Origin of the sequence: Pseudomonas marvdashtae, assembly GCF_014268655.2 — a bacterium.
Lineage (GTDB): Bacteria > Pseudomonadota > Gammaproteobacteria > Pseudomonadales > Pseudomonadaceae > Aquipseudomonas > Aquipseudomonas marvdashtae.
This window is the reverse complement of the sequence record NZ_JABWQX020000001.1, coordinates 3712265-3738723: the sequence shown is the minus strand read 5'-3', so window position 1 is coordinate 3738723 and position 26459 is coordinate 3712265. Positions and strand designations below refer to the sequence as shown.

General features: G+C 60.1%; 29 protein-coding genes and 1 pseudogene. 15 read left to right on the top strand and 15 right to left on the bottom strand.

The window, feature by feature from the left end; all coding sequences use genetic code 11:
* The first annotated feature begins 63 nt into the window (after window positions 1-63).
* From HU742_RS16845 to HU742_RS16835, 3 genes are all read left to right on the top strand, one after another.
* Window positions 64-1314: a lipoprotein-releasing ABC transporter permease subunit gene (locus tag HU742_RS16845; protein ID WP_186636525.1), complete on the top strand. Its 1251-nt coding sequence runs from the start codon at window positions 64-66 to the stop codon at window positions 1312-1314.
* A 7-nt stretch (window positions 1315-1321) separates the two neighbouring features.
* Window positions 1322-2005 (top strand): lipoprotein-releasing ABC transporter ATP-binding protein LolD, encoded by a 684-nt coding sequence (gene lolD / locus HU742_RS16840; protein WP_162843734.1) that lies wholly within the window; start codon window positions 1322-1324, stop codon window positions 2003-2005.
* Window positions 2006-2069: 64 nt separating this feature from the next.
* Window positions 2070-3314, top strand: coding sequence for a lipoprotein-releasing ABC transporter permease subunit (locus tag HU742_RS16835; protein WP_186643169.1), 1245 nt, complete (start codon window positions 2070-2072; stop codon window positions 3312-3314).
* A gap of 171 nt (window positions 3315-3485) precedes the next feature.
* Here the strand turns inward: HU742_RS16835 and HU742_RS16830 are convergent, their stop codons facing one another.
* Together HU742_RS16830 and HU742_RS16825 are read right to left on the bottom strand one after the other, a co-directional pair.
* Window positions 3486-4838 (bottom strand): heavy metal sensor histidine kinase, encoded by a 1353-nt coding sequence (locus HU742_RS16830; RefSeq protein WP_186643170.1) that lies wholly within the window; start codon window positions 4836-4838, stop codon window positions 3486-3488.
* Window positions 4835-5515, bottom strand: a complete 681-nt coding sequence (locus HU742_RS16825) for a heavy metal response regulator transcription factor (protein ID WP_186643171.1) — start codon at window positions 5513-5515, stop codon at window positions 4835-4837. The genes HU742_RS16830 and HU742_RS16825 overlap by 4 nt, the downstream gene beginning before the upstream one ends.
* A gap of 167 nt (window positions 5516-5682) precedes the next feature.
* Here HU742_RS16825 and queF point away from each other — a divergent pair, with 167 nt between their 5' ends.
* Window positions 5683-6513 (top strand): NADPH-dependent 7-cyano-7-deazaguanine reductase QueF, encoded by an 831-nt coding sequence (gene queF / locus HU742_RS16820; RefSeq protein WP_186636515.1) that lies wholly within the window; start codon window positions 5683-5685, stop codon window positions 6511-6513.
* A gap of 74 nt (window positions 6514-6587) precedes the next feature.
* Here queF and HU742_RS16815 read toward each other — a convergent pair whose 3' ends face one another.
* Both HU742_RS16815 and pcrP read right to left on the bottom strand, forming a co-directional pair.
* Window positions 6588-6854 carry a DUF4404 family protein gene (locus HU742_RS16815; RefSeq protein ID WP_186636513.1) on the bottom strand — a complete coding sequence of 89 codons (267 nt, stop codon included), beginning with the start codon at window positions 6852-6854 and terminating at the stop codon, window positions 6588-6590.
* Between the two features lie 109 nt (window positions 6855-6963).
* Entirely contained in the window at window positions 6964-7584 is a 621-nt protein-coding gene (gene pcrP / locus HU742_RS16810; protein ID WP_186636511.1) for an HAD superfamily inactivated hydrolase PcrP, read from the bottom strand.
* 203 nt (window positions 7585-7787) lie between these two features.
* Here pcrP and HU742_RS16805 point away from each other — a divergent pair, with 203 nt between their 5' ends.
* The 3 genes from HU742_RS16805 to rssC all read left to right on the top strand — a co-directional run bounded on the left by HU742_RS16805 (window position 7788) and on the right by rssC (window position 10484).
* Window positions 7788-8477, top strand: coding sequence for an MlaA family lipoprotein (locus tag HU742_RS16805; RefSeq protein WP_186636509.1), 690 nt, complete (start codon window positions 7788-7790; stop codon window positions 8475-8477).
* Window positions 8478-8820: 343 nt separating this feature from the next.
* Window positions 8821-10002 carry a two-component system response regulator RssB gene (rssB, locus tag HU742_RS16800; RefSeq protein ID WP_186609804.1) on the top strand — a complete coding sequence of 394 codons (1182 nt, stop codon included), beginning with the start codon at window positions 8821-8823 and terminating at the stop codon, window positions 10000-10002.
* The gene (gene rssC, locus HU742_RS16795) at window positions 10002-10484 is read left to right on the top strand and encodes an anti-sigma factor antagonist RssC (RefSeq protein WP_186609803.1); all 483 of its coding nucleotides are present in this window, start codon (window positions 10002-10004) and stop codon (window positions 10482-10484) included. Before rssB ends, rssC begins: the two co-directional genes overlap by 1 nt.
* A gap of 107 nt (window positions 10485-10591) precedes the next feature.
* On the opposite strand, the gene tal is transcribed toward rssC, so the two are convergent.
* From tal to HU742_RS16770, 5 genes are all read right to left on the bottom strand, one after another.
* The gene (tal, locus tag HU742_RS16790) at window positions 10592-11518 is read right to left on the bottom strand and encodes a transaldolase (RefSeq protein ID WP_186636508.1); all 927 of its coding nucleotides are present in this window, start codon (window positions 11516-11518) and stop codon (window positions 10592-10594) included.
* A 178-nt stretch (window positions 11519-11696) separates the two neighbouring features.
* Complete coding sequence (gene dusA / locus HU742_RS16785) at window positions 11697-12692, bottom strand: tRNA dihydrouridine(20/20a) synthase DusA (protein ID WP_186643172.1); 996 nt, start codon at window positions 12690-12692, stop codon at window positions 11697-11699.
* A gap of 100 nt (window positions 12693-12792) precedes the next feature.
* Window positions 12793-13515, bottom strand: coding sequence for a metallophosphoesterase (locus tag HU742_RS16780; protein WP_186643173.1), 723 nt, complete (start codon window positions 13513-13515; stop codon window positions 12793-12795).
* A 73-nt stretch (window positions 13516-13588) separates the two neighbouring features.
* The gene (locus HU742_RS16775) at window positions 13589-14188 is read right to left on the bottom strand and encodes a putative adenosine monophosphate-protein transferase Fic (RefSeq protein WP_186643174.1); all 600 of its coding nucleotides are present in this window, start codon (window positions 14186-14188) and stop codon (window positions 13589-13591) included.
* Entirely contained in the window at window positions 14188-14358 is a 171-nt protein-coding gene (locus tag HU742_RS16770) for a YhfG family protein (protein WP_186609798.1), read from the bottom strand. Before HU742_RS16770 ends, HU742_RS16775 begins: the two co-directional genes overlap by 1 nt.
* A 170-nt stretch (window positions 14359-14528) precedes the next feature.
* Here HU742_RS16770 and HU742_RS16765 point away from each other — a divergent pair, with 170 nt between their 5' ends.
* Window positions 14529-15749, top strand: a complete 1221-nt coding sequence (locus HU742_RS16765) for a putative DNA modification/repair radical SAM protein (protein ID WP_186636499.1) — start codon at window positions 14529-14531, stop codon at window positions 15747-15749.
* Window positions 15740-16597 (top strand): TIGR03915 family putative DNA repair protein, encoded by an 858-nt coding sequence (locus tag HU742_RS16760; protein ID WP_186643175.1) that lies wholly within the window; start codon window positions 15740-15742, stop codon window positions 16595-16597. Before HU742_RS16765 ends, HU742_RS16760 begins: the two co-directional genes overlap by 10 nt.
* A gap of 32 nt (window positions 16598-16629) precedes the next feature.
* Here the strand turns inward: HU742_RS16760 and HU742_RS16755 are convergent, their stop codons facing one another.
* Both HU742_RS16755 and HU742_RS26810 read right to left on the bottom strand, forming a co-directional pair.
* Window positions 16630-16992 (bottom strand): BrnA antitoxin family protein, encoded by a 363-nt coding sequence (locus HU742_RS16755; protein WP_186643176.1) that lies wholly within the window; start codon window positions 16990-16992, stop codon window positions 16630-16632.
* Between the two features lie 3 nt (window positions 16993-16995).
* The gene (locus HU742_RS26810; protein WP_367616110.1) at window positions 16996-17301 is read right to left on the bottom strand and encodes a BrnT family toxin; all 306 of its coding nucleotides are present in this window, start codon (window positions 17299-17301) and stop codon (window positions 16996-16998) included.
* Here HU742_RS26810 and HU742_RS16745 point away from each other — a divergent pair.
* The 3 genes and pseudogenes from HU742_RS16745 (at window position 17263) to HU742_RS16735 (ending at window position 19265) form a co-directional block, all read left to right on the top strand.
* Window positions 17263-17539, top strand: a pseudogene (locus HU742_RS16745) (hypothetical protein). The gene HU742_RS26810 and the pseudogene HU742_RS16745 sit on opposite strands and share 39 nt — an antisense overlap.
* Before the next feature lie 145 nt (window positions 17540-17684).
* On the top strand, window positions 17685-18371 hold the full coding sequence (locus HU742_RS16740) for a cysteine hydrolase family protein (protein ID WP_186643178.1): 687 nt from the start codon (window positions 17685-17687) through the stop codon (window positions 18369-18371).
* 6 nt (window positions 18372-18377) lie between these two features.
* Entirely contained in the window at window positions 18378-19265 is an 888-nt protein-coding gene (locus tag HU742_RS16735) for a LysR family transcriptional regulator (protein WP_186636493.1), read from the top strand.
* Between the two features lie 53 nt (window positions 19266-19318).
* On the opposite strand, the gene HU742_RS16730 is transcribed toward HU742_RS16735, so the two are convergent.
* Entirely contained in the window at window positions 19319-20227 is a 909-nt protein-coding gene (locus tag HU742_RS16730; RefSeq protein ID WP_186643179.1) for an AraC family transcriptional regulator, read from the bottom strand.
* A 244-nt stretch (window positions 20228-20471) separates the two neighbouring features.
* On the opposite strand from HU742_RS16730, the gene HU742_RS16725 reads away from it, so the two are divergent.
* Window positions 20472-21695 (top strand): MFS transporter, encoded by a 1224-nt coding sequence (locus HU742_RS16725; protein WP_186643180.1) that lies wholly within the window; start codon window positions 20472-20474, stop codon window positions 21693-21695.
* 149 nt (window positions 21696-21844) lie between these two features.
* On the top strand, window positions 21845-22099 hold the full coding sequence (locus tag HU742_RS16720) for a hypothetical protein (RefSeq protein ID WP_186643181.1): 255 nt from the start codon (window positions 21845-21847) through the stop codon (window positions 22097-22099).
* Between the two features lie 48 nt (window positions 22100-22147).
* Here HU742_RS16720 and HU742_RS16715 read toward each other — a convergent pair whose 3' ends face one another.
* From HU742_RS16715 to chrA, 3 genes are all read right to left on the bottom strand, one after another.
* Entirely contained in the window at window positions 22148-22627 is a 480-nt protein-coding gene (locus tag HU742_RS16715) for a hypothetical protein (RefSeq protein ID WP_186643182.1), read from the bottom strand.
* 132 nt (window positions 22628-22759) lie between these two features.
* Window positions 22760-23902, bottom strand: a complete 1143-nt coding sequence (locus HU742_RS16710) for a mechanosensitive ion channel family protein (protein ID WP_186643183.1) — start codon at window positions 23900-23902, stop codon at window positions 22760-22762.
* 222 nt (window positions 23903-24124) lie between these two features.
* A complete protein-coding gene (gene chrA / locus HU742_RS16705) occupies window positions 24125-25480 on the bottom strand; it encodes a chromate efflux transporter (protein ID WP_186643184.1) in 1356 nt (451 codons plus the stop codon).
* Between the two features lie 178 nt (window positions 25481-25658).
* On the opposite strand from chrA, the gene HU742_RS16700 reads away from it, so the two are divergent.
* On the top strand, window positions 25659-26318 hold the full coding sequence (locus HU742_RS16700; protein ID WP_186636476.1) for a ribonuclease T2 family protein: 660 nt from the start codon (window positions 25659-25661) through the stop codon (window positions 26316-26318).
* Window positions 26319-26459 lie beyond the last annotated feature (141 nt).

Genomic DNA, 26459 nt, shown 5'->3' with positions numbered 1-26459 from the left:
TGTAAAGCTGGTTTGTGACCCCCGCCACAAGGACGTTCCTTTTCCCTCCGAACAAGCCCCGACATGTTCAGACCTCTCTTCGTATTTATCGGCACGCGTTATACCCGTGCAAAGCGTCGCAATCATTTCGTATCGTTCATTTCCCTGACTTCCATCATCGGACTCGCCTTGGGCGTGGTCGTGATGATCGTCGTGCTGTCGGTGATGAACGGCTTCGATCATGAAATGCGCACCCGCGTGCTGGGCATGGTGCCCCACGCGACCCTCGAAACCGGGGAAGCCATCAGCGACTGGCCAAGCCTGGCCGCCAAGGTCAAGCAGAACCCGCAGGTGCTGGCCGTTGCGCCTTTCACCCAGATGCAGGGGCTGCTGACCAACGACGGCAAGGTGTCCAAGGTCTTGCTCAACGGCATCGACCCCGGGCTCGAACGGCAGGTGTCGATCATCGACAACTTCATGAAACAGGGGAAGCTCGACGACTTGACGCCGGGCAGCTTCGGTATCGTGATCGGCGACAAGGCTGCGGCCAAGCTCGGCGTCGCCATCGGCGACAAGCTGACGTTTGTCGCTCCGGAGGTCACCGTGACGCCGGGCGGGATGTTCCCGCGCATGAAGCGCTTTACCGTGGTCGGCATTTTCCATGTCGGCGCCGGCGAGCTGGACGGCTACCTGGGCGTGACCAATCTCCAGGACCTGGCCCGCCTGCATCGCTGGAAGCCGGATCAGGTGCAGGGCCTGCGGCTGAAGTTCGACGATTTGTTCCAGGCGCCGCGCGTTGCCTGGAGCATTGCCCAGCAGCTCGGCGAAGACCGTTACTACGCCCGCGACTGGACCCGCACCCACGGCAACCTGTACCAGGCGATCCGCATGGAGAAGGCCATGATCGGCCTGCTGCTGTTGCTGATCGTGGCCGTGGCGGCCTTCAACATCATCTCGACGCTGGTGATGGTGGTGAACGACAAGAAAGGCGACATCGCCATCCTGCGCACCCTCGGCGCCACGCCGGGGCAGATCATGCGCATCTTCATGGTCCAGGGCACGGTCATCGGTGTGATCGGTACGTTCGTGGGGGCCTTGGTCGGGATGTTCGCCGCATTGAATGTCAGCGCCGCGATTGCCGCCCTTGAAGGGCTGCTCGGGCACAAGTTTCTCAACGCCGACGTGTATTTCATCGACTACCTGCCATCGCAGTTGCAGTCCGATGACGTGTTGATGGTCTGCGGCGCCGCGTTGATCCTGAGTTTCCTCGCCACCCTGTACCCAGCCTGGCGTGCCGCGCGCACCCAGCCGGCAGAGGCGTTACGTTATGAGTGAGTCGGGCATGAGTGAAAAAGCTATCTTGAGCTGCCGCAACCTGGGCAAATCCTACGAGGAAGGACCGGAGTCGGTGGTGGTGTTGTCGGGCCTGCAGCTGGAGCTGCATCCTGGCGAGCGCGTGGCGATTGTCGGCACCTCCGGATCGGGCAAAAGTACCTTGCTCAACCTGCTCGGTGGCCTGGATACGCCGACTGCCGGCAGTGTCTGGCTGGCCGGTGAAGAACTGTCGGCGCTAAACGAGAAGGCCCGGGGCCTGCTGCGCAACCGGTCCCTGGGTTTCGTCTACCAGTTCCACCATTTGCTGCCCGAGTTCACGGCGCTGGAGAACGTCTGCATGCCGCTGTTGATCGGCCGCACGGCGATTCCCGAAGCCCGGCAGCGCGCCACGGCGTTGCTGGAGCGGGTAGGGCTGGGCCATCGCCTGGAGCACAAGCCGGCCGAGCTGTCCGGCGGTGAGCGCCAGCGCGTGGCGATTGCCCGGGCCCTGGTCAACAAGCCGGGGCTGGTGATGCTCGACGAGCCCACCGGTAACCTCGACTCCCACACCGCCCAGGGCATCCAGGACTTGATGCTGGAACTCAGCACCTCGATGCGCACCGCGTTCCTGGTGGTGACTCACGACATGAACCTGGCCCGCCAGATGGACCGCGTCCTGCACTTGCAGGAAGGTTGCCTGACGCCCATCTGACCGACCGAAACCCGGCGCCTGTTGAACAGCGCCGGGTCTTTTATTTTCATACGGTGCCCCGCGAATGTTCAGACCGTTATCGATCTTTATCGGCACGCGCTATACCCGCGCCAAGCGCCGCAATCGCTTTGTTTCGTTCATCTCCATGACCTCGATGATCGGCCTCGCCTTGGGCGTGCTGGCGATGATCGTGGTGTTGTCGGTAATGAACGGCTTCCAGCGCGAAATGAGCTCGCGCATCCTCGGCATGGTGCCCCACGCGACCATCGTCGGCGTCAATCCTATCGACGACTGGCAGCCGGTGGCCGCCGCGGCGTTGAAGAATCCCGAAGTGACCGCCGCCGTGCCGTTCACTGAAATGGAAGGCATGCTCAGCCACAAGGGTTCGATGCAGCCGATCCAGATCAGCGGCATTGACCCGGCCCAGGAAGGCAAGGTCTCGATCGTCGCCCAGCACATCGTCCAGGGGCGTCTCGATGCCCTGAAGCCGGGCGAGTTTGGCGTTGTCATCGGCGAAATCACTGCCCGGCGTTTCCGCCTCAACGTCGGCGACAAGCTGACCTTGATCGTGCCGGAAATCAGCACCGCGCCGGGTGGCATCACGCCACGGATGCAGCGGCTGAATGTGGTGGGTGTGTTCAAGGTCGGTGCAGAGTTGGACGGCTCGATGGCGCTGATCCACCTCGCCGACGCCGCACAGATGCAGCACTGGCAGCCGAACCAGGTGCAGAGTTTGCGCCTGGCGGTGAAGGATTTGTACGCGGCCCCGAAAGTGTCCGGTGATATCGCCACCGGCCTTGGCGCGGGCTACAAGGCCGACGACTGGACCCACACCCAGGGCAGCCTGTTCAGCGCCATGAAAATGGAAAAGACCATGATCGGCCTGCTGTTGTTGATGATCGTCGCGGTGGCGGCGTTCAACATCATCGCCACCTTGATCATGGTAGTGAACGATAAAGGCGCGGACATCGCCATCCTGCGCACGATTGGCGCCACACCGCGGCAGATCATGGCGATCTTCATGGTCCAGGGCACAGTGATCGGCGTCGTCGGCACGTTGATCGGCGGCGTGCTGGGGGTGATTGCGGCGTTGAACGTCAGCGAATTGGTGGGGTGGCTGGAACGGGTCAGCGGCCAGCATATCTTCAGTTCAGACGTGTACTTCGTCAGTAACTTGCCGTCGGAGCTGCAGCGTGGCGATGTGATATTGATCTGCTCGGCCGGGTTCATCCTGAGCTTCCTCGCCACCGTATACCCGGCCTGGCGCGCGGCGAAGATCGAACCGGCGCAGGCGTTGCGGTATTCCTGAGGCCGTGAGTTTGCTCCAAAGCCCTTGTGGCGAGGGGATTTATCCCCGCTGGGCTGCGGAGCAGCCCTAAATCCAGGCGCCTCGGTGCACCAGACAGACTGAGTTGTTCATTTTGGGGCCGCTTCGCGACCCAGCGGGGATAAATCCCCTCGCCACAGGTATGAGTTGCCTTCAATTGCTCTTTGGCAACTCGATCACAAACCGCGTCCAGCCATCAGCCGATTCGCAGCGGATCTCCCCGCCATGGGCGCGGATGATCGAGCGGGTGATGGCCAGCCCCAGGCCAGCGTGCTCGCTGCTGCCTTCCTGGCGGGACGGATCGGCGCGATAGAAACGGTCGAACAGGCGCGGCAGCAAGTCCGCTGTAATGCCTTCGCCACTGTTCTCCACGCTGACACTCACCTCTTGAGCTCCATCCACAATCCGCACACGCACTTCGCCGCCATCGGGAGTGAAGCGCAGGGCGTTGTCCATCAGGTTGGAGAGGGCCCGGCGCACCATGTTGCGGTCTCCCTCCATGTGGCTATTGCCCTCGCGGCTCAGGTGCACATGGGTGTCTTCGGCCAGGGGGGCGAAAAATTCCAGCAGCAGATCCGCTTCCTGGGCAAGGTCCAGCGGTTCGCGGTGGAGCGCCAGCAAGCCATGATCGGCTTTGGCGAGGTAGAGCATGTCGTTGACCAGTTGCGCCATCCATTGCAGTTCTTCGAGGTTGCCGTGCAGCGCTTCGCGGTAATCCTCCAGTGAGCGCTCGCGGGTGAGTGTGACCTGAGTGTGGGTCAGCAGGTTCGACAATGGCGTGCGCAATTCATGGGCGATATCGGCAGAGAAGGCAGAAAGACGTTGAAAGGCGTCATCCAGGCGTCCGAGCATGTCGTTGATGCTGTGGGCCAATTCCGCCAGTTCGGCGGGCATATGCTCTTCTGGCAGTCGGGCGTTGAGTGAGCGGGCCGAGACATTGCTGGCAATGGCGCCCATGCGTCGCAAGGGGCGCAGACCACGTCGCGCTGCCCAGGCGCCGAGCAGGGCGGTGGCCACGGCCGAGAGGCCGACGGTCAACCAGATCAGGCGCTGCATGCGCTGCAGGAAGTGCTGGTGATGAGTGATGTCGAGCAACAGCGTGAGCTGCGCCGAGTCCGCGCGATCAAGATACAGCGGCGCATTCAACACCCGATAATCATTGTTGGCGTCGCTGAGCGTGGACAAGCCAAGCCGCTCCGGCACTTGCGCTGGAATTCGAATCGAGCCGCCATGCCAGCGGACGCCTTCGTTGTCCTTGATGCGCAAGGCCAGGTCTGCCTGACGGCTCAACTCATCGTCCAGGAGTTTGCGCGGATCGTGGCCATGGCTGTCCTGCAAGGCGCGCCGCACGCCAATCAACTTGGCTTCGAGCACTTGCTGGTCCAGCTCGATGAAGTGCGCCTCGCTGCCTCGGCTGAACAGTACGCCTGCAAACAACGACACAATGGCGGTGCACGCAGCGAAAAGCAGTGCCAAGCGATTGCTCAGCGACCATCGATGATTCACAGGCTGCGCTCTTCGAGGACATAGCCCATGCCGCGCACGGTGTGGATCAGCTTGTTGGGAAACTCATCGTCGACCTTGATCCGCAGACGCCGGATTGCCACCTCGATGACGTTGGTATCGCTGTCGAAATTCATGTCCCAGACCTGCGAGGCAATCAGCGACTTTGGCAGTACTTCGCCCTGGCGCCGCAGCAGCATTTCCAACAAGGCAAACTCCTTGGCGGTCAAATCGATGCGTCGGCCACTGCGCTCTACTCGCCGGCGGATCAGGTCCAGGCGCAGGTCCGCCAGTTGCAGGCTGGTTTCCTGGGTCGCCGAACTGCCTCGGCGCAACAGGCTTCGAACCCGGGCCAGCAGTTCGGAAAAGGCAAAGGGCTTGACCAGGTAATCGTCGGCGCCCAGTTCCAGCCCGTGTACCCGGTCCTGCACCGCATCGCGCGCGGTCAGGAACAGCACCGGCGTCTCCAGCCCAGCCCCGCGTACCGCTTGCAGGATCTGCCAGCCATCACGACCGGGCAGCATCACGTCGAGAATCAGCAGCGTGTATTCACCGCTTAGGGCCAGTTGCTGGCCGGTGATGCCGTCGGCCACCAAGTCGGCGTTGAAACCGGCTTCGCTCAAGCCTTGGCGCAGGTATTGGCCGGTTTTCAGTTGGTCTTCGACGATCAGCAGTTTCATGGGTTGCTCGCGGCTGTGTTTGAACGAGGGCGTTATACCGTGGCGCATCGTGTCATGGGTCAAGCTGACAAAGTTGTAATGCGACTGCAAGTCAGTTGGCGGAGTAAGGGCTCAAGAAAACCGTAAAGACTGGTAGAATCCGCTGATTCTTCAGTCAGGTTTCCGTCATGCATCCCGCAGCCGAACATTCGCCGCTGGGCAAATCCAGCGAATACATCGCCACGTACACGCCCTCATTGCTATTCCCAATCCCGCGCACCGCGAAATGGGCGGAGCTGGGCCTGACGGCCGAGACCCTGCCGTACAAGGGTGTGGATTTCTGGAACTGTTTCGAGCTGTCCTGGCTGTTGCCGTCCGGCAAGCCGGTGGTGGCTATCGGTGAGTTCGCGATCCCGGCGGATTCGCCGAACATCATCGAATCGAAATCCTTCAAGCTGTACCTGAACTCGTTGAACCAGACCCCGTTCGCCGATACCGCGAGCCTGGAAGCGACCTTGCACAAGGATCTGTCAGCGGCGGCGGGTAAACCAGTGAGTGTGCGCATTCGTAGCCTCAAGGACGTAGAGCGCGAAGGCGTCGTGGCGCTGCCGGGTGTGTGCATCGACGACCTGGACATCAGCGTCGACTCCTACGAGCATCCGCGTCCGGAGTTGCTGCGTTGCGATGCATCGCGCATCGTTGAGGAGAGCGTGCACAGCCATCTGCTCAAATCCAATTGCCCGGTGACCAGCCAGCCGGATTGGGGCAGCGTGGCGGTGGAGTATCGCGGTGCGGCGCTGGACCACGCGAGCCTGCTGGCCTACATCGTCAGCTTTCGCCAGCATTCGGATTTCCATGAGCAATGCGTGGAGCGGATCTTCCTCGATCTGCAGCGCTTGCTCAAGCCGGAGAAACTGACAGTGTATGCACGGTATGTGCGGCGGGGTGGGTTGGATATCAACCCGTATCGCAGTACTGAAGCGGTGCAGTTGCCGAACCAGCGCTTGGTTCGTCAATAAACCTCCCTTCAAGGGTATGTAGGTCAACAGTAAAAAGCCCCGCTATCGCCAGCGGAGCTTTTGCATCCGGTCATTCAGATTCCCATGTTACCCAACGTCAGCATGATGTTGCGCAACGTGCCCGCGATACCCGGGTGGTCAACCTCAAAGCGCTCCACGGCCAAGTTCACGCCGTCGACCAGGTTGTTGTCCTGAAGCTGGTTTTCCAATTGGATCTTAGCGTCAATCTGCGCCATTAACTGATGCAGGTGTTCGCGCTCTGGCTCAGACAACGGCGGGTTCTGGTCCAATTGCTCGCGCAGGGCATTCAGTTGTTCTTGCAGTTCGCGGCGGGCAGGCATTGGCGTACTCCCTTTATTGATAGGCACTTCCATGGACCGTGACGCGGCGTCAAAAGTCCGTGGCTTGCCTTAAGAGTAATCCACACTTACGCGCCCTGCATGATCCTGGTCAGGGCTTCTCGCCTTTAAGTCGGCGCAGGCTGATATCGGCCAGGCAGGTATCGAGTTCGCCCAGATGATCGATCACCGAATGCACGCCCAGGCCGAACAGCTGCACGGTGGCCTTGGCGCGTTTGGCCTCCCGTTCTTGTTGGCTCAAGGCCTGCCACTCGGCGGGCGCCAGGCCGCACAACGAGCCACAGGACGCCAGCCCGATGGTCCACAGACCGGCGTTGAGCCCCGACTGCAACAACTTCGGTTCGCTACTGACCAACACGCAGCCGTCCAATTGCTGGACGTCCAGCGCCATCAGCGATTGCCAGCAAGCGTGCGGTGCTGGCCATGGCTGATTTGTTGCAGGAAGTTGCGGCGCCTTGATGAATGCCGGCAATGACGCGGCGAGGCTATGGCTGACAGCAGGCGGCAATTCGTCGAGCCAGGCGCAGGGGATGTCCAGATGCTGCAAACGTTGCAGACTCTCCAATGCACCGGGTGTCGGTTGTGCGAGATCGGTCGGCGTGGCCCCTGGCTGGCGAACACGCGCGCCGAAATCCACCAGGCATCCACTCAGGCCAAACAGTACAGCGGTGAGGCTGGGAGCGGGGAGGGGCAGGGCTTCGGCGCGGGGCATGAGAACGTCCTTGAAATAACCAAGCAGCCTAACGAGCTCCTGTGACAGTCCGGTGACAATGAAATGAAGGCGGAGGATCGCGGAATGTTCCTACAGCCAGCTGCTCTTTTCATTGCTGCCTATCCACGCGTTCCGCCTTATACTAGCCACCTTACCGCCTGGGCTCGGCGCCCTTGCCAGATTAATCCAAGGAGTTTTTCCCTATGCGCTGGAGCCATCGTCTAGCTCAGCTGTGTCTGTCTGCCAGTGTCCTGCTGGTGCCGTTCGCCGCCCAGGCCGCCACGGAAGAAGATCCATGGGAAAGCGTCAACCGTCCGATCTTTACGTTCAATGACACCATCGACACCTATGCCCTGAAGCCGCTGGCCCAAGGTTATCAATACGTAACGCCGCAATTCCTTGAGGACGGCATCCACAACATGTTCCGCAACATCGGTGACGTGGGCAACCTCGCCAACGACGTGCTGCAAGCCAAGCCGGCCGCCGCCGGTGTCGACACTGCGCGACTGATCTTCAACACCACGTTTGGCCTCCTGGGCTTCTTCGACGTAGGCACCAAGATGGGGTTGCAGCGCAACGACGAAGATTTTGGCCAGACCTTGGGGTACTGGGGCCTGGGCAGTGGGCCGTACTTGATGCTGCCCTTGCTCGGGCCTAGCACCTTGCGTGATGCGCCGGCGAAGATGGTCGACAGCTATGCCACGCCGTACCCGTATATCGATAATGTGTCGGTGCGCAATTCGATCTGGGGCCTGAACATCGTCGACACCCGCGCCAGCCTGTTGTCGGCCGAGAAGATGGTCAGCGGCGACAAATACGTGTTCATCCGCAATGCCTACCTGCAAAACCGCGAATTCAAGGTCAAGGATGGCCAGGTCGAAGACGATTTCTGATTTCGATTTGTAAAACACGAAGGCGGCCGAAAGGCCGCCTTCTTCGCTTTGGCGTCTGCCAAGGTGCAGATCCATCCTTCCATTGAGTTACGCTTCGCTCGGTTCTTATAACTCTCCGGACTTTGACAAATAAAGACGGCAAGCGGCTATCTGCATGAGCTTGAAACGCCCCGCGGATGGGAGTACCGTCTGCGCCTTAGAAGGGCACCTCTGATGTAACTGCGTGTAGGGCAAAGGCCTGAAACCTGTACGACAGAGAGGCTAGAAAGCGAATCCAGTAGTGCGCGCCAGGCCCGATCGCCCAGCCCGCTACGCCAACCTAATTCTGGCGCCGTTTGCCCACATGCCAATAACCAGTGCCACGCTGCTGATAATCGATGATGACGAAGTGGTGCGAGCCAGTCTCGCAGCCTACTTGGAAGACAGTGGTTTCAGCGTCCTGCAGGCCAGCAATGGCCAACAGGGTCTCCAGGTATTCGAGCAGGACAAGCCCGACCTGGTCATCTGCGACCTGCGCATGCCGCAGATGGGCGGACTCGAACTCATTCGCCAGGTCACCGAGCTGTCGTCGCAGACGCCGGTGATCGTGGTGTCGGGTGCGGGCGTGATGAATGACGCGGTCGAAGCCTTGCGCCTGGGCGCGGCGGACTACCTGATCAAGCCCCTCGAAGACCTCGCCGTGCTTGAGCACTCGGTACGCCGGGCGCTGGATCGCTCGCGCCTGTTGGTGGAAAACCAACGTTACCGCGAGAAGCTGGAGACAGCCAATCGTGAGCTGGAAGCCAGCCTGAACCTGCTGCAGGAAGACCAGAACGCCGGGCGCCAGGTGCAGATGAACATGCTGCCGGTCAGCCCCTGGACAGTCGATGGCTTCCGCTTTGCGCACCAGATCATCCCGTCGTTGTACCTGTCGGGGGATTTTGTCGATTATTTCCGGGTCGATGAACGTCGAGTGGCGTTCTATCTGGCGGACGTTTCCGGCCATGGCGCTTCGTCGGCGTTCGTGACGGTACTGCTGAAATTCATGACCACGCGCCTGCTGTTCGAATCCAAGCGCAACGGTACTTTGCCGGAATTCAAGCCTTCGGAAGTCCTTGGGCATATCAACCGGGGCCTGATCAGTTGTAAGCTGGGTAAACACGTCACGATGGTCGGTGGAGTCATCGACGAGGAGACTGGTTTGTTGACGTATAGCATCGGCGGTCACCTGCCGTTGCCTGTGTTGTATACACCTGACAGTGTTCGTTACCTGGAAGGGCGTGGTTTGCCGGTGGGCCTGTTCAACGAGGCGACCTATGAAGACCACGTGCTGGAACTGCCACCGGCGTTCAGCCTGACGCTGATGTCTGATGGCATTTTGGACCTTTTGTCAGAACCTACACTCAAAGAGAAAGAAGCAGCCTTGCCTGAACGGGTAAGTGCGGCGGGCGGCAGCCTGGAAGGCCTGCGGCAAGTGTTTGGATTAGCCACGCTAGGGGAGATGCCGGATGATATCGCCCTGTTAGTGTTGAGCAGGAACCTTTGATGAGTACCGGTAGAATCCAGTTCGCCGAGCAGGACGGCACATTTGTCCTGAAGTTTGTCGGTGAAGTGCGCCTGACCTTGTGTTCAGCGCTGGATGCGACAATCGAAAAGATCTTCACCGCGCTGAACTTCAGCGCCATCGTGATCGACTTGACCGAAACCCGCAGCATCGACAGCACCACCTTGGGCTTGCTGGCCAAACTGTCGATCCTGTCGCGGCAAAAGGTCGGCCTGCTGCCTACCGTCGTCACCACCCACAACGACATCACCCGTCTTCTGCAATCGATGGGCTTCGACCAGGTGTTCAATATCGTCGGCGACCCGGTGCCATGCCCGGAGTGCCTGGACGATCTGCCTGATCAGGACCAGTCCGAAGAGGAAGTGCGGATCAAGGTGTTGGAAGCCCACAAGATCCTGATGGGCCTGAACGACTCCAACCGTGAAGCGTTCCATGACTTGGTTAACGCGTTGGAGCGTCCTTGATTCTCTCTATCGGCTGAGCGGCCTTAGCGCAGCAGCTACATCACAACGGCCGCACAAAAAAGGGCGAACCCATTCAGGTTCGCCCTTTTGCATGTCGCTGACTCAATTCAGAGCTTGGCTTGCAGCAACGCTTCCAGCTTCTCCTGGTCCCGAGCGAACTGGCGGATGCCTTCGGCCAGTTTCTCGGTCGCCATGGCGTCCTCGTTGGACAGCCAGCGGAACTGTGCCTCGTTGAGGCTCAAGCGTGCTTCTCCGGCTTGCCCAGGCGCCAGCTTGCGTTCCAACTTGCCCTCGTCGGCGGCCAGTTTTTCCAGCAGTTCAGGGCTGACCGTCAAGCGGTCGCAGCCGGCCAATTGCTCGATCTGGTTCAGATTGCGGAAGCTTGCGCCCATGACCACGGTCTTGTAGTCATTGGCCTTGTAGTAGTTGTAGATGCGCGTCACCGATTGCACGCCCGGATCATCGGAACCGGTGTAATCGTTGCCATTGGCCTTCTTGTACCAGTCATAGATACGACCCACGAACGGCGAAATCAGGAACACGCCGGCATCGGCGCAGGCGGCGGCCTGGGCGAAGGAGAACAGCAGGGTCAGGTTGCACTGGATACCCTCGCGCTCCAGCTTCTCGGCGGCGCGGATGCCTTCCCAGGTGGACGCGATCTTGATCAGTACGCGCTCACGACCCACACCGGCCTTTTCGTACAGGTCGACCAGGCGATGGGCACGCTTCAACATGGCCTCGGTGTCGAACGACAGGCGCGCATCCACTTCGGTGGAAATGCGCCCCGGAATCACTTTCAGGATCTCTTGGCCCACCGCGACGCCAAAACGGTCGCTCGCCAAGCCCACGTCGCCCTTGCAGTCCGCCACGCAGGCGTTCAGCAGCTCGGCGTAACCGTGAATGGCCGAGGCCTTGAGCAGCAGGGAAGGGTTGGTGGTAGCGTCTACGGGCTTGATGCGGGCGATGGCTTCGAAGTCGCCGGTATCGGCCACGACGGTAGTGAACTGCTTGAGTTGTTCCAGCTTGGAAGTCATGGGCGTGCTCTGTCCTATGGGTCCGTTGACATTACCCGAGGGCCGGCAGCCACTCAAGGGTGTGAAGAGGTATCGATGGCCCCAGCGGCAACAACCTGAAAACAGCTGTTTGAAAGGCCGGGGCAACTACCGCTAGATACGATGCCAAAACAGCTTGCAGGTTCAAAGCAAGTGACGGTCAGCGACCTTCGAGCAGATGTCCCGCCTGATCCAGAAGCGCCAGTGGATCCTTGGTCTTGTGGATGTCTACCGACAACAACTGCCGGAACCGTCGGGCCCCCGGGAAGCCAGTGCCCAGCCCCAATACGTGCCGAGTGATGTGATGCATGGCGCCGCCTGTGGCCAAGTGATTGGCGATATAAGGCCGCAACTGTGCCAGGGCTTCGGCGCGGCCGATGATCGGCGCCGTGCTGCCGAACAGCTGTTGATCGACCTCGGCCAGCAGGTACGGGTTGTGGTAGGCCTCGCGTCCGAGCATGACACCGTCGAACGTCCGCAGGTGTTCGTGGCACGCCTCGAGCGTCTTGATCCCGCCGTTCAGGACAATTTCCAGCCCAGGGAAATCAGCTTTCAACCGTGCCACCACGTCATACCGCAACGGTGGAATGTCACGGTTCTCCTTCGGCGAAAGCCCTTCCAGGATCGCAATCCGCGCATGCACGGTGAAACTGGTGCATCCGGCTTCGTGCACCGTGCCGACGAACTCACATAACTGCTCGTAGCTGTCGCGTCCGTTGATTCCGATCCGATGCTTGACCGTCACCGGAATCGACACCGCATCACGCATCGCTTTCACGCAATCGGCCACCAGGTCTGGATGTCCCATCAGGCAGGCGCCAATCATGTTGTTCTGCACTCTGTCGCTGGGGCAACCGACATTCAGATTGACCTCATCGTAACCGTGTTCCTCGGCCATCCGGGCACAGGCCGCCAAGTCGCTCGGAACGCTACCGCCCAGCTGCAAGGCAAGCGGGTGTTCGGTCTCATGGTGGCGCAGAAAGCGCTCGTGATCACCGTTGAGCAGCGCGCCGGTGGTGACCATTTCGGTGTAGAGCAGGGCGTGTTTGGAGAGGATGCGCAGGAAGTAGCGGCAATGGGCGTCAGTCCAATCCATCATGGGGGCAACACTAAAACGCCGAGAGACCGATTGTTGATAAGTTTCTAGAGAATGCATGGGAATCTGGAGGCAAATGCGAAGGGCGGCCAGTTTATCAGGTATGGGACGTTAGCGATTGCGGTTGGCCCAGCGCCTGCGCGCGAGACGGGCCGTTACTTCATTGTGTCGTGCCTACGCTGATGACGGCTTGGCTGTTGATTTCCACGAGGCTTAACGCACCGTCGGAAAAGGAGCAGCCAGTGTCCATATAGACCACGTTGCCGAGGCGCGTGACGTTGGGGACGGTGGAATGCCCGACGTAGAGTGCGTGGAGGCCCTTGATTGAAGTCTGGTCCTGTCGTTCTATTTTTTCTCGGGCATACAGGGCTTCCGCCAAGGCTTGGCGTTGACACTGCTCTCCAAGTTTCCCGGTTATGGCGTCTTTCGCACCCTGCCAATCATCGTTAAGGCCGACCATCGGCGCCTGGGCATGTACGATCCCGACCGTTTCGTTTGGCGATAGATGGATTTCGAGAATGACTGGAAGTTTTTCAAAGGCCTTTAACAGCTTGTCCTGGATGGCAGGGTTCAACTTGTAGAGCCAAGCGCCACCGTTGCGGATATGCCTGGGTCTGTCCCCATGGCCGGAGATACCGTCGATCAGCATTTGCTCGTGATTGCCGCGTACCGCGTGGAACCAGGGCTTCTCCAGCCAGTTCAATACGTCTTCTGAGTCGGGACCCCGGTCGATAAGATCGCCCACGGAAAAAATACGGTCCAGCTCGGTATTGAAATTCACTGCGGTCAAGGCCGTGGCAAGCATGTTGAAATGACCGTGTATGTCGCCCACCACGAAGTCGCGACCTTGCTTGTTCGGTGGGAAGGAGGCGGTCCGGTACATGTTCTGTCTTTTGGAAGATTTGGCTGGTGGGGAATGTAGCACTTAAACGGGGGAGCGCAGAGAGGGCTTATGCCTAGGGTTGAATCGCTTGCCCAATACATTTCTCAAACACTTTTTCCATAGGCCCCAGCACGCAGTTGTAGGCCGCGATATTGGCGCAGATCCATTCGTCTTTTTCGATCCCCCACCAACTGATCTCAAATCCCGCATTCATGATCAGATGCTCAAACAGTATGCGCTGGGCTCGGCCATTGCCTTCGCGGAAGGGGTGCACGACGTTGATGTCGGAATAGGCATCAGCCACAGCCACGATCAAGTCCGCTCGGTCCATGCCTTCGAACCAGTTCGCCGTCGCCAGTTTGGCGAAGATTTTCTCGGCTTCCTTTTCCATGTATTCGGGTTGGCAAAAGCGCGAGGCTTGTTTGGCCATGCCAACGGTGCGCAGTTCCCCAGCCCACTCGAACAGGTCGCAGAACAATGCTCGATGAATATTCTGCAGGTAGCTCAGGTCGTAGGGGGGAGGGTTGAACTCGACGCTTGCCGCTGCGATGGCCGACAGTTGTTGTTCGGCTTCGTCCAGGGTCGGCTCGTCGCGGATCTCGAGTTTATTGCGAAGGACCGTGGAGCCCGCGTAGCAGTAGGCGTCTTCCCCGACACCATATTTGTCGGGCATCAGGTTCTGGTCTGGGTGAAGGTCTTCAGGACTTGTTCACGGGAGGGCAGCTTGCATTCGCCGTCTTCGGGAGACACCTTGAAGCCTTCCAGGCGCAGGCTGGCGGCGTAATTGGATCGGCGTGTCCTGGCCGCGTAGGCCTTCTTTGTTTCAAGGCTGACATTGCCCATGGGGCTGAACCTCAATCGCGTGAGTGGACGGATTATAGCCCATCCCGCCACCAGGGCCTACGCCGTGGCCGGGATGATTCGGTCCTTCAGGAGCCTGGATTGACCAACGGAGCTTGCATCGCGGCGCGTCTCAAAATACTGTGTATGCATCCAGTATTCGGGCATTCTCCATGCAACTCATCGCCAAGCTCGGCATTCTTGCCGACGCCGCCAAATATGACGCATCTTGCGCCAGCAGTGGCGCCCCCAAACGCAGCTCTCGGGGGCGCGACGGGCTTGGCGCGACCGATGGCATGGGCATTTGCCATAGTTACACGCCGGACGGCCGCTGTGTTTCTCTACTCAAGGTGTTGCTGACCAATTTCTGCCTGTATGACTGCCAATACTGCGTCAACCGTCGCTCTAGCAACGTGCCGAGGGCGCGATTCACGCCGGAGGAGGTGGTTCGCCTGACGCTGGATTTCTACCGGCGAAACTGCATCAGCGGCCTGTTCCTCAGTTCCGGCATCATTCGCTCGGCGGATTACACGATGGAGCAATTGATCCGAGTGGCACGGCTGCTGCGAGAGGAGCACCAGTTCCGCGGTTACATCCATCTCAAGACCATTCCCGATGCTGATCCGCTGTTGATCGAAGAAGCGGGACGGTTGGCGGATCGCCTGAGTGTGAACATCGAACTGTCCAGTGAGGTGAGCCTCAAACGCCTGGCGCCGGAAAAGCGATTGACGACCATCCGCCAGGCCATGGGCACCATCCATCACGGTCAACAAGCGGTGGCCGGCGAGCCCCGGGCGCCGCGTTTTGCCCCGGCCGGGCAAAGCACCCAGGTGATCGTGGGGGCTGATGCCACCGATGACCATGCCATCCTCAGCAATGCCGAGTCGCTCTACCAAGGCTACGGGTTGCGGCGGGTCTACTATTCCGCTTTCAGCCCGATCCCCGACAGCCCCGCCAGCGTTCCGCTGGCCGCGCCGCCATTGCTGCGCGAGCATCGTCTGTATCAGGCCGACTTCCTCATGCGCGGCTACGGCTACAAGGCCGGCGAGCTGCTGGGAAAAACCGCCAACCTGGACCTGGACATCGATCCCAAGCTGGCCTGGGCATTGGCCAATCGCGAAGTTTTCCCTCTCGACCTCAACCGCGCCGAACCTGCGTTGCTGGCGCGTATCCCCGGCATTGGCCTGCGGAGTGTGCAACGCCTGGTAGCGTTGCGCAGGGAGCGACGGATTCGCTACGACGATCTGGTGCAGATGCGCTGCGTACTGGAGAAGGCCCGGCCGTTTATCGTCACCAGCGATTATCGACCCGCCGACGCTCAAATGCGCAGCGGCTTGCTGCGGGCTCGTTTGCGCGATCCTCAAAGGCCTGTGCAAATGGGATTATGGGCATGATCGCGCTGGATTGTGACGATGATTTCGCCACGTGGCGTGACCAGGCCCGAACGCTGCTCGGACATGGAGTCGACCCCTGCGACGTGACATGGTCCCAGGGCCCCACGGCCGATTTGTTGGCCGTGCCGGCGCCCTTGCCGCAAGGTCCGGGACCGTTCCGCACGCGTGTTCCGGCGGCCTTGTTGGATCAGCTCGAACAGGCCAGCCGCTATCAGGGTGAGCAGCGCTGGAGTCTGTTGTACGAAGTGCTCTGGCGCGTCGCCCATGGCGACCGCACGGCCATGCTCGCTGGGGATCGACTGGGTAGCGAACTGCAACGGCGCATCAAACAGGTCAGCCGCGAAGCCCATCATTTGCACGCCTTTGTGCGCTTCATCCCCTTGCCGCCAGCCGTGGCCGAGCGACTGGAATTGGATCTGGTGGCTTTTCACCAGCCGGCCCACGACATCCTTGAAAGCGCGAGTGGTCATTTCGCCGAGCGGCTGGGCCGGCAACGCTGGCTGATCGCAACGCCTCGCGACGGAATCCGTTTCGATGGCCAATCGCTGGATTACCAGCGGCGCTGCCCCGAGCAGTGGCAGCAATGGGCCCGCCACGCCGAAGACCCCGGCGCCGAGTTGTGGCGCACCTATTATCGTCACATTTTCAACCCGGCAAGGCTCAATCCCACCGCGTTACGACAGCACATGCCGGGACGATTCTGGAAGCATTTGCCGGAAGGGGACTTGATTCCGCAATTGGTGGGGCAGGCGCGGCAGGGGAAGCAGCGGGATGGGCAAGCATTGGAGGTTGGGGAGAGGGAGGGTAAGCGGATAATCGTTGGCAGCATGGCAGAGGCACTGCGTTGAGACAGTGCCTGCGCGTCACAGAGTTCCCCAGATCATGCCGATGCCTTGGCGCTGCCGGGCTTGGGCGCATTCATCATCTTGTGTAATTTTTCAGTCATGGCGGCTAGCCGTTTCTCCAGATCCTTCACATCGGATCGGGTAATTCCGTTTGCGTAGGGTTTGACGGTGCGGGTCCGCTTTTGCGGCGCTGGTGCCAGGTTGTGGGCGGTTTCGGATACCAGGGCCTGACGCAGCAGATGGTTGATGACGGTTTGATAGCCAATACCGGTATTTTCGGCGGACTCGCGAGCAGCTTTGATCACCTCATCATCGAGCATGATGGTGATGCGGGTCTTGCCTTTACTGCTCGCAACGGGACCGCGCTTGGCGGTGCTGAAATCGTATTCTTCTTTCATAGGTCACCCCCCTAGGTACTGATGCAGTTCGTTTTTGGAGGCTACTCGCGCGCTGATGAGGCGGACGAAGTCCGGCTCGCGGTAGGTGTAGGCAACGACGAGAACACGACCGGTTGCGTCTCGGCCCATGATAACCCAGCGTGTTTCCTCATGGTCGTTGTCCTCTCGTTCAAGGGCCATACCGTCGTAAAATACGGCTTCAGCGTCTGCCAGGCTTACTTTGTGTTTCTTTTTGTTCGCAGCGTTTTTCGCCGAGTCGTACTGACACCCATGGCCCGCTACATGCCCATCACCGGTATCGAGAACAATTTCCACGCCCTGTTGATCGACACAGAAGCCCCGCTGGACGTGTTGCATGACACCCGCCGCTTACCGCATCGCTGCTGTCACACAGTTACTTGAGAACCTCGCGATGCGTTCTGAAATCAGCACCGATGCTGTGGTGTTGCAGGACTTCGTCCAGCTACTGGCGATCCCGTTACGGGACGGTTGCGATTTATTGGATGTCATTGGACGGCGATTGCAGGCGCAGCTTTTGGCATCCTGACGGAAGGAGGGCGACCTCACGAGTCGCCCTTCAAACGACGTATCTGTGCAAACCCCAAACAAGTCCTGTACCGCGCGCACTGTGTTTCGGTGCAGACCATCCCCCTAGCATTCCCTCATCCACTCCACGAATGAAGGAATCTCCCATGCAACGTTTCCCCCGCCGTTTCCTCAGTGCCTGTGTTTTATCGGGCGTTCTCGCCAGTGCTGGCGCCTTGGCCGAAAGTCACCCGACCATCCGCGCCATGTCTGGCGCCGCGCCGGTCAGCCAATTGCCTTCTGGTAAAACCGCGTTACTGGTGATTGATTTTCAGAACGAATACTTCGCCGGTAAGATGCCGATCCCCGACGGCCCTGCAGCGCTGGCCAATGCTCGCAAACTGATCGAGTTCGCCGATGAACATGAAATGCCGGTCTACCATGTCCAGCACATTGCACCTGCCGGTTCGCCAGTGTTTGCCGTTGACGGTGAAACCGTGAAATTCCACCCTGACATGCAGCCCCGGGCCAAGGATTCGGTCTTGCAGAAAACCACCGTGAGCGTGTTCGGCAGTACCGATCTGGACAACCGCCTGAAAGCCGCAGGCATCGAGAACCTGGTCGTCTCCGGCCTCATGACCCATGCGTGCGTGGCGGGAGCTGCCCGTGATGCGGCCCCGCTGGGCTATAACGTGCTGGTGGCGGCCGATGCCTCGGCTACCCGCGCGATCACTCGGGTCAACGGTGACTCGATAAACAAGGACGCTTTACATAAGGCTGCCCTGGCTGAAATCGAGGATACGTTCGGTGACGTGATGAGTACCGCCGACATCATCAAGCTACCGGTGCGCTGAAGCCCTATGAATCAGATGCTCGCCATGCGCGTGTTCCGCAGCATCGCCGAAGCCAAGGGTTTTTCAGCCGCCGCCGAGCGACTGGACACCACGCACTCATCGGTGTCGCGGCATTTGCAGCAACTGGAATCCGCGCTGGGCGTGCGACTGATCAACCGTAATACCCGGCATATGAGCCTGACGGCGGCGGGGGAAGGGTATTACTCAGCTTGCGTGGATATTCTCGATCGCGTGGACGCTGCGTCCCAAGCGGCCGCCCGGGAGCAGGAACGTCCGTCCGGGCTGCTTCGAATCAGCGCGCCGCTGGTGGTGGGCACGTTGGAACTGGCGCATTGGTTGCCGGCGTTCCAGGCGCGTTATCCGGATATCTGGGTTGATTTGTCTTGCTCCGATCCGCTGGTCGATCTGGTGGCTGATGGCTTCGATGTGGCGTTGCGGATCTGCGGGCCGTTGGCCGACAGCAGCCTGGTTGCCCGACAGCTCAGCGTCTCGCCGCTTGTGCTCGTGGCGGCGCCGGCCTATGTGTTCAAGTGCGGTCTGCCTCGCAGCGTTGCCGAACTCAACGAACATCGATTGTTGACCTATGGCGCATCCGCCCAATGGACGCTTGGAAATGAGAGCGGCCAATCGGCCACGCTGGATTGCCGCAGCACATTTCATACAGACACTATTACCGCCTTGCATGCCTGCGCCCTGGCGGGCGGGGGTATCGCCGCGTTCACTTTAGCGACGGTGAAGGATGACCTGCTGACGGGGAGGCTGGTGCGGATTCTGCCTGAGCACACCCTTGGGGAACGGCACTACTACGCGCTTTATCCTAACGCCCGGCATCTGCCGGCCAAGGTGCGGGCGTTCGTCGATTATATGGCGCAGTACTACCAGGGCAGGGGTTGACCGCAAGCAAGTTGCCTTCGCCACGATGGTCCATGACAAAACGATCAGACGGTCTAGATAACGTTTGGCGGCCGGCGCAAGGCGGCAATGTCGCGCTTGGGGGATTCGCCGAACAGGCGGCTGTATTCACGGCTGAACTGCGAGGGGCTTTCATAGCCGACCCTGTAGGCGGCGCTCGCCACGTCCAGGTGCTCATTGAGCATCAAGCGCTTTGCCTCGTTCAACCGCAGCCACTTCTGGTATTGCAGCGGACTCATCGCGGTGAGCTGGCGGAAATGATGATGGAACGTCGGCGCGCTCATCTGCACGCGGGCCGCGAGGTCGTCGACGCGGATTGGCTCGGTGTAGTTCAGTTTCAGCCAGTCTATCGCCTTGGCGATCCGATGCCCCTGGCTGTCGACGGAGGCAATCTGCCTTAGTCGCGCCGCCTGGTCGCTCATCAACAGTCGATAGTGGATTTCACGCTGGATCAATGGCGCCAGGACCGGGATCGCTTCGGGCTCATCCAACAAGGCCAGCAAACGTGCGAACGGCGCCAGGAAATCAGGCGTAGCCGTGCCGATTCCGGCGCCAATCCCGACCGGGCGTTCAACGCGTGGCGCCAGGCTGCCCTGGGCAACCAGATCGGCGACCATGCGCAAGTCCAACCTCATGACCAAGCCCAGGCACGGCTGCTCCGGGCTTGCCATCAGCACTTCGGAATTTGCGGGCATATCCAGCGATGTCATGAGAAATCGCGTGGTGTCATAGCCATAAGCCTGGCCGCCGATCCAGACCTGTTTCATGCCTTGGGCGACGAGGACGACGCTCGGTTCGATCATGCAGGTCGCGGGCGGCGCAGGGGCGTCGCGGCGGAAAAAACACAGGCCGGCAATCGACGTCTCGAAGTCGCCCGTTCCGGTCGCCCGGGTACCGATGAGGCCCGCGAGGCGCTCTTGTGGCGATCTGCCCTGAGTGGTCATGTCGATCTTCTGCCGGGTTGATAGTTATGGGCAGAACATTAACCCGCCAAGCGAAGCGTTGCCTATGGCCTACAGACACGTTCACAGGATCGGGCAAGAACTTCAGTGAAACGTTCTACCGGCCAACGGCGCGGGCCCTTGAGAATGCAGAGAATCCAATCAGCGGCTGCGAGCCGCCGTTTTCATCTTCGGGCGTTGCATAGGCCCGACGCTTAACCCATCGATAATTTCAAGGCTTTCATCAATGACCACTACCTCATTGCCCAAACCGCAGCGCCAGCCTGCGTGGGGTGCGGTGCTCGCCATGTCGCTTGCCGCCTTCGCGCTCGTGGCCTCGGAGTTCATGCCGGTCAGCCTGCTGACGCCGGTAGCAACGGATCTTCACGTCAGCGAAGGGCAGGCCGGCCAAGGCATTGCCGTCTCCGGCGCATTTGCGCTGGTCACCAGCCTGTTCATCGCATTGATCGCCGCTCGGGTCGACCGTAAATGGCTACTCTGCGCGCTGACAATGCTGATGATCGTGTCTGGAACAGTGGCTGCCATGGCGCCCAATTACGCGATATTCATGCTCGGCCGTGCGTTGATCGGCGTTGCGATTGGCGGCTTCTGGTCGCTGTCGGCGGCCACGGCCATGCGCCTGGTGCCGGAGGACAAAATCCCCCGCGCCTTGGCTATCGTCAATGGAGGCAATGCCTTGGCGACGGTGGTGGCCGCGCCGTTAGGCAGTTTTCTCGGGGCGATCATTGGTTGGCGGGGCGCGTTCCTTTGCATCGTGCCTGTCGCCGCGCTTGCCCTCGTCTGGCTACTGTTGCGCCTGCCGTCGATGCCCGCCAACGCGAAACGAGGCACTGGCAACCCTTTCAAGTTGATGACTCAGGCTCAGGTGGCATTGGGCATGCTGGCGGTCAGCACGTTGTTCATGGGGCAATTCATGTTGTTCACTTATCTGCGACCGTTCCTGGAAACGGTGACGCAGGTGAGCGTGTCGCTGCTGTCGTTGATGCTGTTGGTGGTTGGTTTGGCGGGTCTGCTCGGCACCTTCCTGATCGGCTCATTCCTGAAAAATGGCTTGTATCGGACGCTCGTCATCATCCCAATATCGATGGCAGCAATCGCCCTCGCCTTGGTTGCGTTCGGTGAGTCGGTGATCATCACCGCCGTGCTGCTGGGTCTATGGGGCCTGGTGGCGACAGCGGCCCCAGTTGGCTGGTGGACCTGGCTGGCCAGGTCCTTGCCCGAGAATGCCGAAGCAGGCGGCGGATTGATGGTGGCGATCGTCCAGCTTGCCATCGCCATGGGCGCCACCGTTGGGGGCGTCCTGTTTGATGCGAGCGGCTATCGTGCGACGTTCGAAACCAGCGCCGGCGTACTGGGCATCGCTGCCGTCCTGGCCTTCCTGGCGGCCCGCGCGGCGGCTCGCCAGTCTCCGCCAGTTTCGAGCGCGGCGACGTCCGGTGCGTTGGGTTGATCAAAAACGATGCGGCGAATGCAAAACCAGGAAGTGCTCGAGTGAACCGTTGGGCGGCTGCGGTTGGTGGCACATTGATATCTTGATAAGCTTTGGACTCGTTACCTGCCGAGTTGGTTAGTGTTGTGTCTACCGAAAGAGTTTCCCAATTGGAGCAAGCGCTCCTCGCGGTGATCGCGGCTGCGGGCAAGATGGGCATCAGTTGCGATGAGTTATGCGCTCAGGCAGTGGGTGGGTTGGTGTCCGAGCGCTACTGGAGCTGGGCGGATGCCCAACATGCACAAGGCGCCGTCGACGAGATCGATAACGCCTGGACAATTCTGGTTGGCAGACAAACAACGATCCACGGGGCTCGGGCACTTGAATCAGGGCCTGACGCAGAACTTGAATCGGCGGCCGGCTAAACGCTTCAGTCTTCGCGAAAATGGGCGACTCAAGGTCGCCCATTTTTTTCAGAGTCCCAGGCCTTCCTCGACAACCGAGAGGAAGGCATCTTCATCCAGCGTCAGCGGTTCTGAGCGCTGCTGTCCGGTTGACCGCAAATGCCAGATCGATTCGCCGTGCCCGCCCACGGTGCGCAGGATGCAGCGCTCCAGGCCCGTCATGTGAATTTCGACGCAGCCGTCCGAACTGGAGGAGAAGCGCGCGATCGGGTCGAGCACGATGCGCCGATGATTGCCTTCGATCACCAGTTGGTCGATGGCGTAGTTGTAGGTCGAACCACTGCAATGGCGTTCAAATACGTGGGTCGGGTTATGTCGGATGTCCAGGCCGGCCTCACAGACCGGTGCCAGCCAGGTTTCGATCTGACGGTACAAGTCATAGACTTGGCCGGGCCAATGTTCAATGGCCAGGTCGGCGCAGTTGTCGGTATCGGCCGGGGTTCGTTGGGCCTGCCTCAGCTTGGTCGCGAGTTCGTCTGCCTTGCTCATGTCTATCCCCTGTCGTGGTGATAGGTTGAGCTTAGCTGAAGGGGCTGAGTGTTCATTTGCGCTGGGTCATGAGTCGTTTCATTTCGATTGGCGAAGGGCCGGATTCGGGCAGCTCACACGGGATAAAGCGCATCAATGCTGCGCCCGAAACGACGCCGCAGCCTGCGCGGGCACGTTGTCCCTGGACATTCGCTCGGGTGTATCCGGCAGCGAAGCGATGTGCACGGCACGGGACGGCATGGCGAAGCGCACGCCGATCTTGGCGAATTCATCCATCATGCCCAGGTTGATGGCCTGCTGGATGTCCATGTACACGTTGTAGCTGGGATCCAGCACGATATACACCGTCTCGAATTCCAGCGCGCTTTCGCCAAACCCGCGAAAGTGCGCGCGGTCGAAGCGGGTCTTTTCCTGAGCCTTGATGATGCGTTCGACGATAACCGGCACTTGGCGCAGTTGTTCTGTCGAGCATTGCTGGGGCAGAGCAAATTCGAAAACGATACGCCGCTCCTGGAGCCGCTTGTAGTTCTGGATCGTGGTGCTGATCATCCCGGCGTTGGCCATGACGATCTGCTCGCCGCCCAGGCTGCGGATCCGCGTGGTCTTCAAGCCGACGTGTTCTACGGTGCCGGCCAGGGAGCCCACCACAATGAAGTCACCGACTTCGAAGGGCTTGTCCACGGCGATTGACAGCGAGGCGAACAAATCCCCGAGGATGTTCTGCACGGCGAGCGCCACGGCGATGCCGCCAACCCCGAGGCTGGCGATAAAGGCCGTAATGTTCACGCCCAGGTTGGAAAGCATGGCCAGCAGCACCACCGCCCACAGGAACACCTTCGCGCCCCATAGGCTCAGGGTGGCCAAGGCACTTTTCTGATGAATATCGGTATGGCTGTGACGGGCGAAATAGTGCAGCAATGCCAGGGCGATCGCCCGGTTTGCCCACAATCCCACCTGCAAGGCGGCCACCACGAACCAAAGGCTGCTGACCCGGCCCAACCAGCGTTCCGGTAGGTCCAATACGCCGATGCCAATCAGAATCGAGGCCAATAACAACAAGGTATTGCTGGTACTGGAAAGCACTTCGACAGCGATGTGGCTGAGGTAGGCATCAGGCTTTTGAGCCCGGGCACGCACGTTTTTCAGGAGGAAACCGACGCCTGTCCTGGCGATGATAAAACTCACCGCCGTCACTGTCAGTGCCAGTAACCAGTTGGCGATGGAGATGCCTAGCAGTTGGGTGTCGGTAAAGATTTCGAGGGGGGTTGAATCCATTGACGGGTCACCTGTGCCATTGCTGTTCAGGTCGGGCCCCAGGCCGATTTGACGCAAAGGCCTTGGCCGGGCCATGAACCTGATTAGTTCGCCTCAGCCAGGGGCCGTTCAATTTTCTTACCGGAGCTGTTGCAGGTTCCGGTAGCGGCGGCGTAGTTTCGGGCGACGGCTCCGACAGATTGTGTGCCCGGCTTGCGCAATCTATCTGAGCAAATGCCTCGTCTAGCGCAGCAAATGCACCGCCAACCCGGCAAGCCCGCATGCCAACAGCACCTGGATCACCCCGCGCTTGTAGCGAAATAGCGCAATGGCCGCTGCTGTCGCGATGATTGCCGAGGGCCAGTCCAGCGCACCGGCGAACCCGTTGGGCCAGAGTACGTGGTAGCCAAAGAAGCAGGCCAGGTTGAGGATCACGCCGACTACGGCGGCGGTGATGGCGGTCAGGGGAGCGGTGAACTTCAACGAATCATGAGTCGATTCCACCAGCGGCCCGCCAGCCAGGATGAACAGGAAGGACGGCAGGAAAGTGAACCAGGTTACCAGCGAGGCCGCCACGGCGCCGGCCATGAAGGCCTGATCGGGACCGAACACTTGCATCACGTAGCCGCCGACGAAACCGACGAATGCCACCACCATGATCAGCGGCCCGGGCGTGGTTTCGCCCAGCGCGAGGCCGTCGATCATCTGGGTCGGCGTCAGCCAGCCAAAGTGCTCGACGGCGCCCTGATATAGATAGGGCAAAACCGCATAGGCGCCACCGAAAGTCAGCAACGCGGCCTTGGTGAAGAACCAGGCCATTTGCGTGAGGGTGCCTTCCCAGCCGAAAAACATCGTTAGCAGCCCCATCGGCAATGACCACAACAGGGCGCCGATCATCGCCAACCGAACGAGTCGAGCGGTGCTGAACCGGGCGTGTTCCGGTGGCGGGGTGTCGTCGTCTATCAGCGCCGGGCCGTAGGATCGATGATTGGCCCCATGGCCACCCAGGCTGAATTTGTCCGGTGCCCAGCGGCCACCGAAATAGCCGATGACAGCGGCGCCCAATACGATAAGGGGGAAGGGAATATCCAACGCGAATATGGCCGTGAATGACGCCGCAGCGATAACCCATAACCAGCCGTTCTTGAGCGCGCGCGAGCCTATCCGATGCGCAGCATGCACCACGATTGCCGTTACGGCGGGCTTGATGCCGTAGAAAACTCCCGCCACTGCCGGCACTTCGCCAAAGGCGACATACAACCAGGACAACGCAATCAGGATGAACAGCGACGGCAGGACGAACAACGCCCCGGCAATCACTCCGCCCCAACTGCGATGCATCAGCCAGCCCAGGTAAGTCGCCAACTGCTGCGCCTCCGGCCCTGGCAGCAACATGCAGTAATTGAGCGCATGCAGGAAGCGTCGTTCGGAGATCCAGCGACGGCGCTCCACGAGCTCCTGATGCATGATCGAGATCTGTCCCGCCGGGCCGCCAAAGCTGATGAAGCCCAACTTGAGCCAGAACCAGAAAGCTTCCCGCAGACTGACGGTCGCGGGGCGGGTCAAGGGGATGTCGGCGGCCGGGGTCGGTTTTCTCATGGTCGTCGGGAATTGGTAGTCAAGGGCTGCCAACGTTATGGCGCGTTACGCAATTTAGATAGCCCCCGGCTAGGTTTGCTTGTAAAAAAGCGCACTTTAATGGGTTGGACAACCGAGGCAAATTAATCCGGGTCCGTCCTCATGCCGTCTTTCTAGATATTCACCAAGGAATGGGTCGATGAAGCAATGTTTTACGGTCGTCATGCTGGTTGCGATGCTATTAGGTTCCATCGGCGCGGCCAGTGCCCGGGAGCCGCATCAAGTTCGCGCGCCATCCATCGCGGGAGTGTTCGACTATTACGTACTGGCGCTGTCCTGGTCGCCGACTTTTTGCCTTACTCACCAGAACGACACGCAGTGTTCCGGCAAAGGCTACGGTTTTGTGCTCCATGGCCTCTGGCCGCAATATGCCAAGGGCGGCTGGCCGAAATCCTGCTCGCCCAAGGTGGCCTTGACCGCGGCCGAGCGAGAGAAGGGCTTGACGCTGTTTCCGACCCGCAAGCTGTTGGAGCATGAATGGTCCAAACACGGGACTTGCAGCGGGCTCGGTGCCATGGGCTATCTGGAAGCTTCGGACAAGGCCATCGGCACGGTAAAGATTCCCGCGCAGTTGCAACCCCTCAGCTCTTCTACTTATCTGGAAGCTGAGGAGATTGCCCGGCTGTTCCGCCAAAGCAATCCCGATATCGATTCCAACGGCATAGCAGTGATTTGCAGCGGGCCGCAACTGTCGGAAGTGCGAGTGTGCATGAGCAAGGACCTGGCGTTCACCGAGTGTGGCAAGGGCGTCAAGACACAATGCCGCGCTGGGGAAATCCGGGTTCCGCCGGTGCGATGAAACCAGCGATACAACATCTTCAAGAGGAGGCCACGCGTCAGAAGCGACGATGGGTTTTGGATCCATTCAGCCACCCATCGGCTTCGTTCCAATGGCTAATTGCCGCCCTACAAGCGGCAGGCTAAGCTCACGAATATTGGG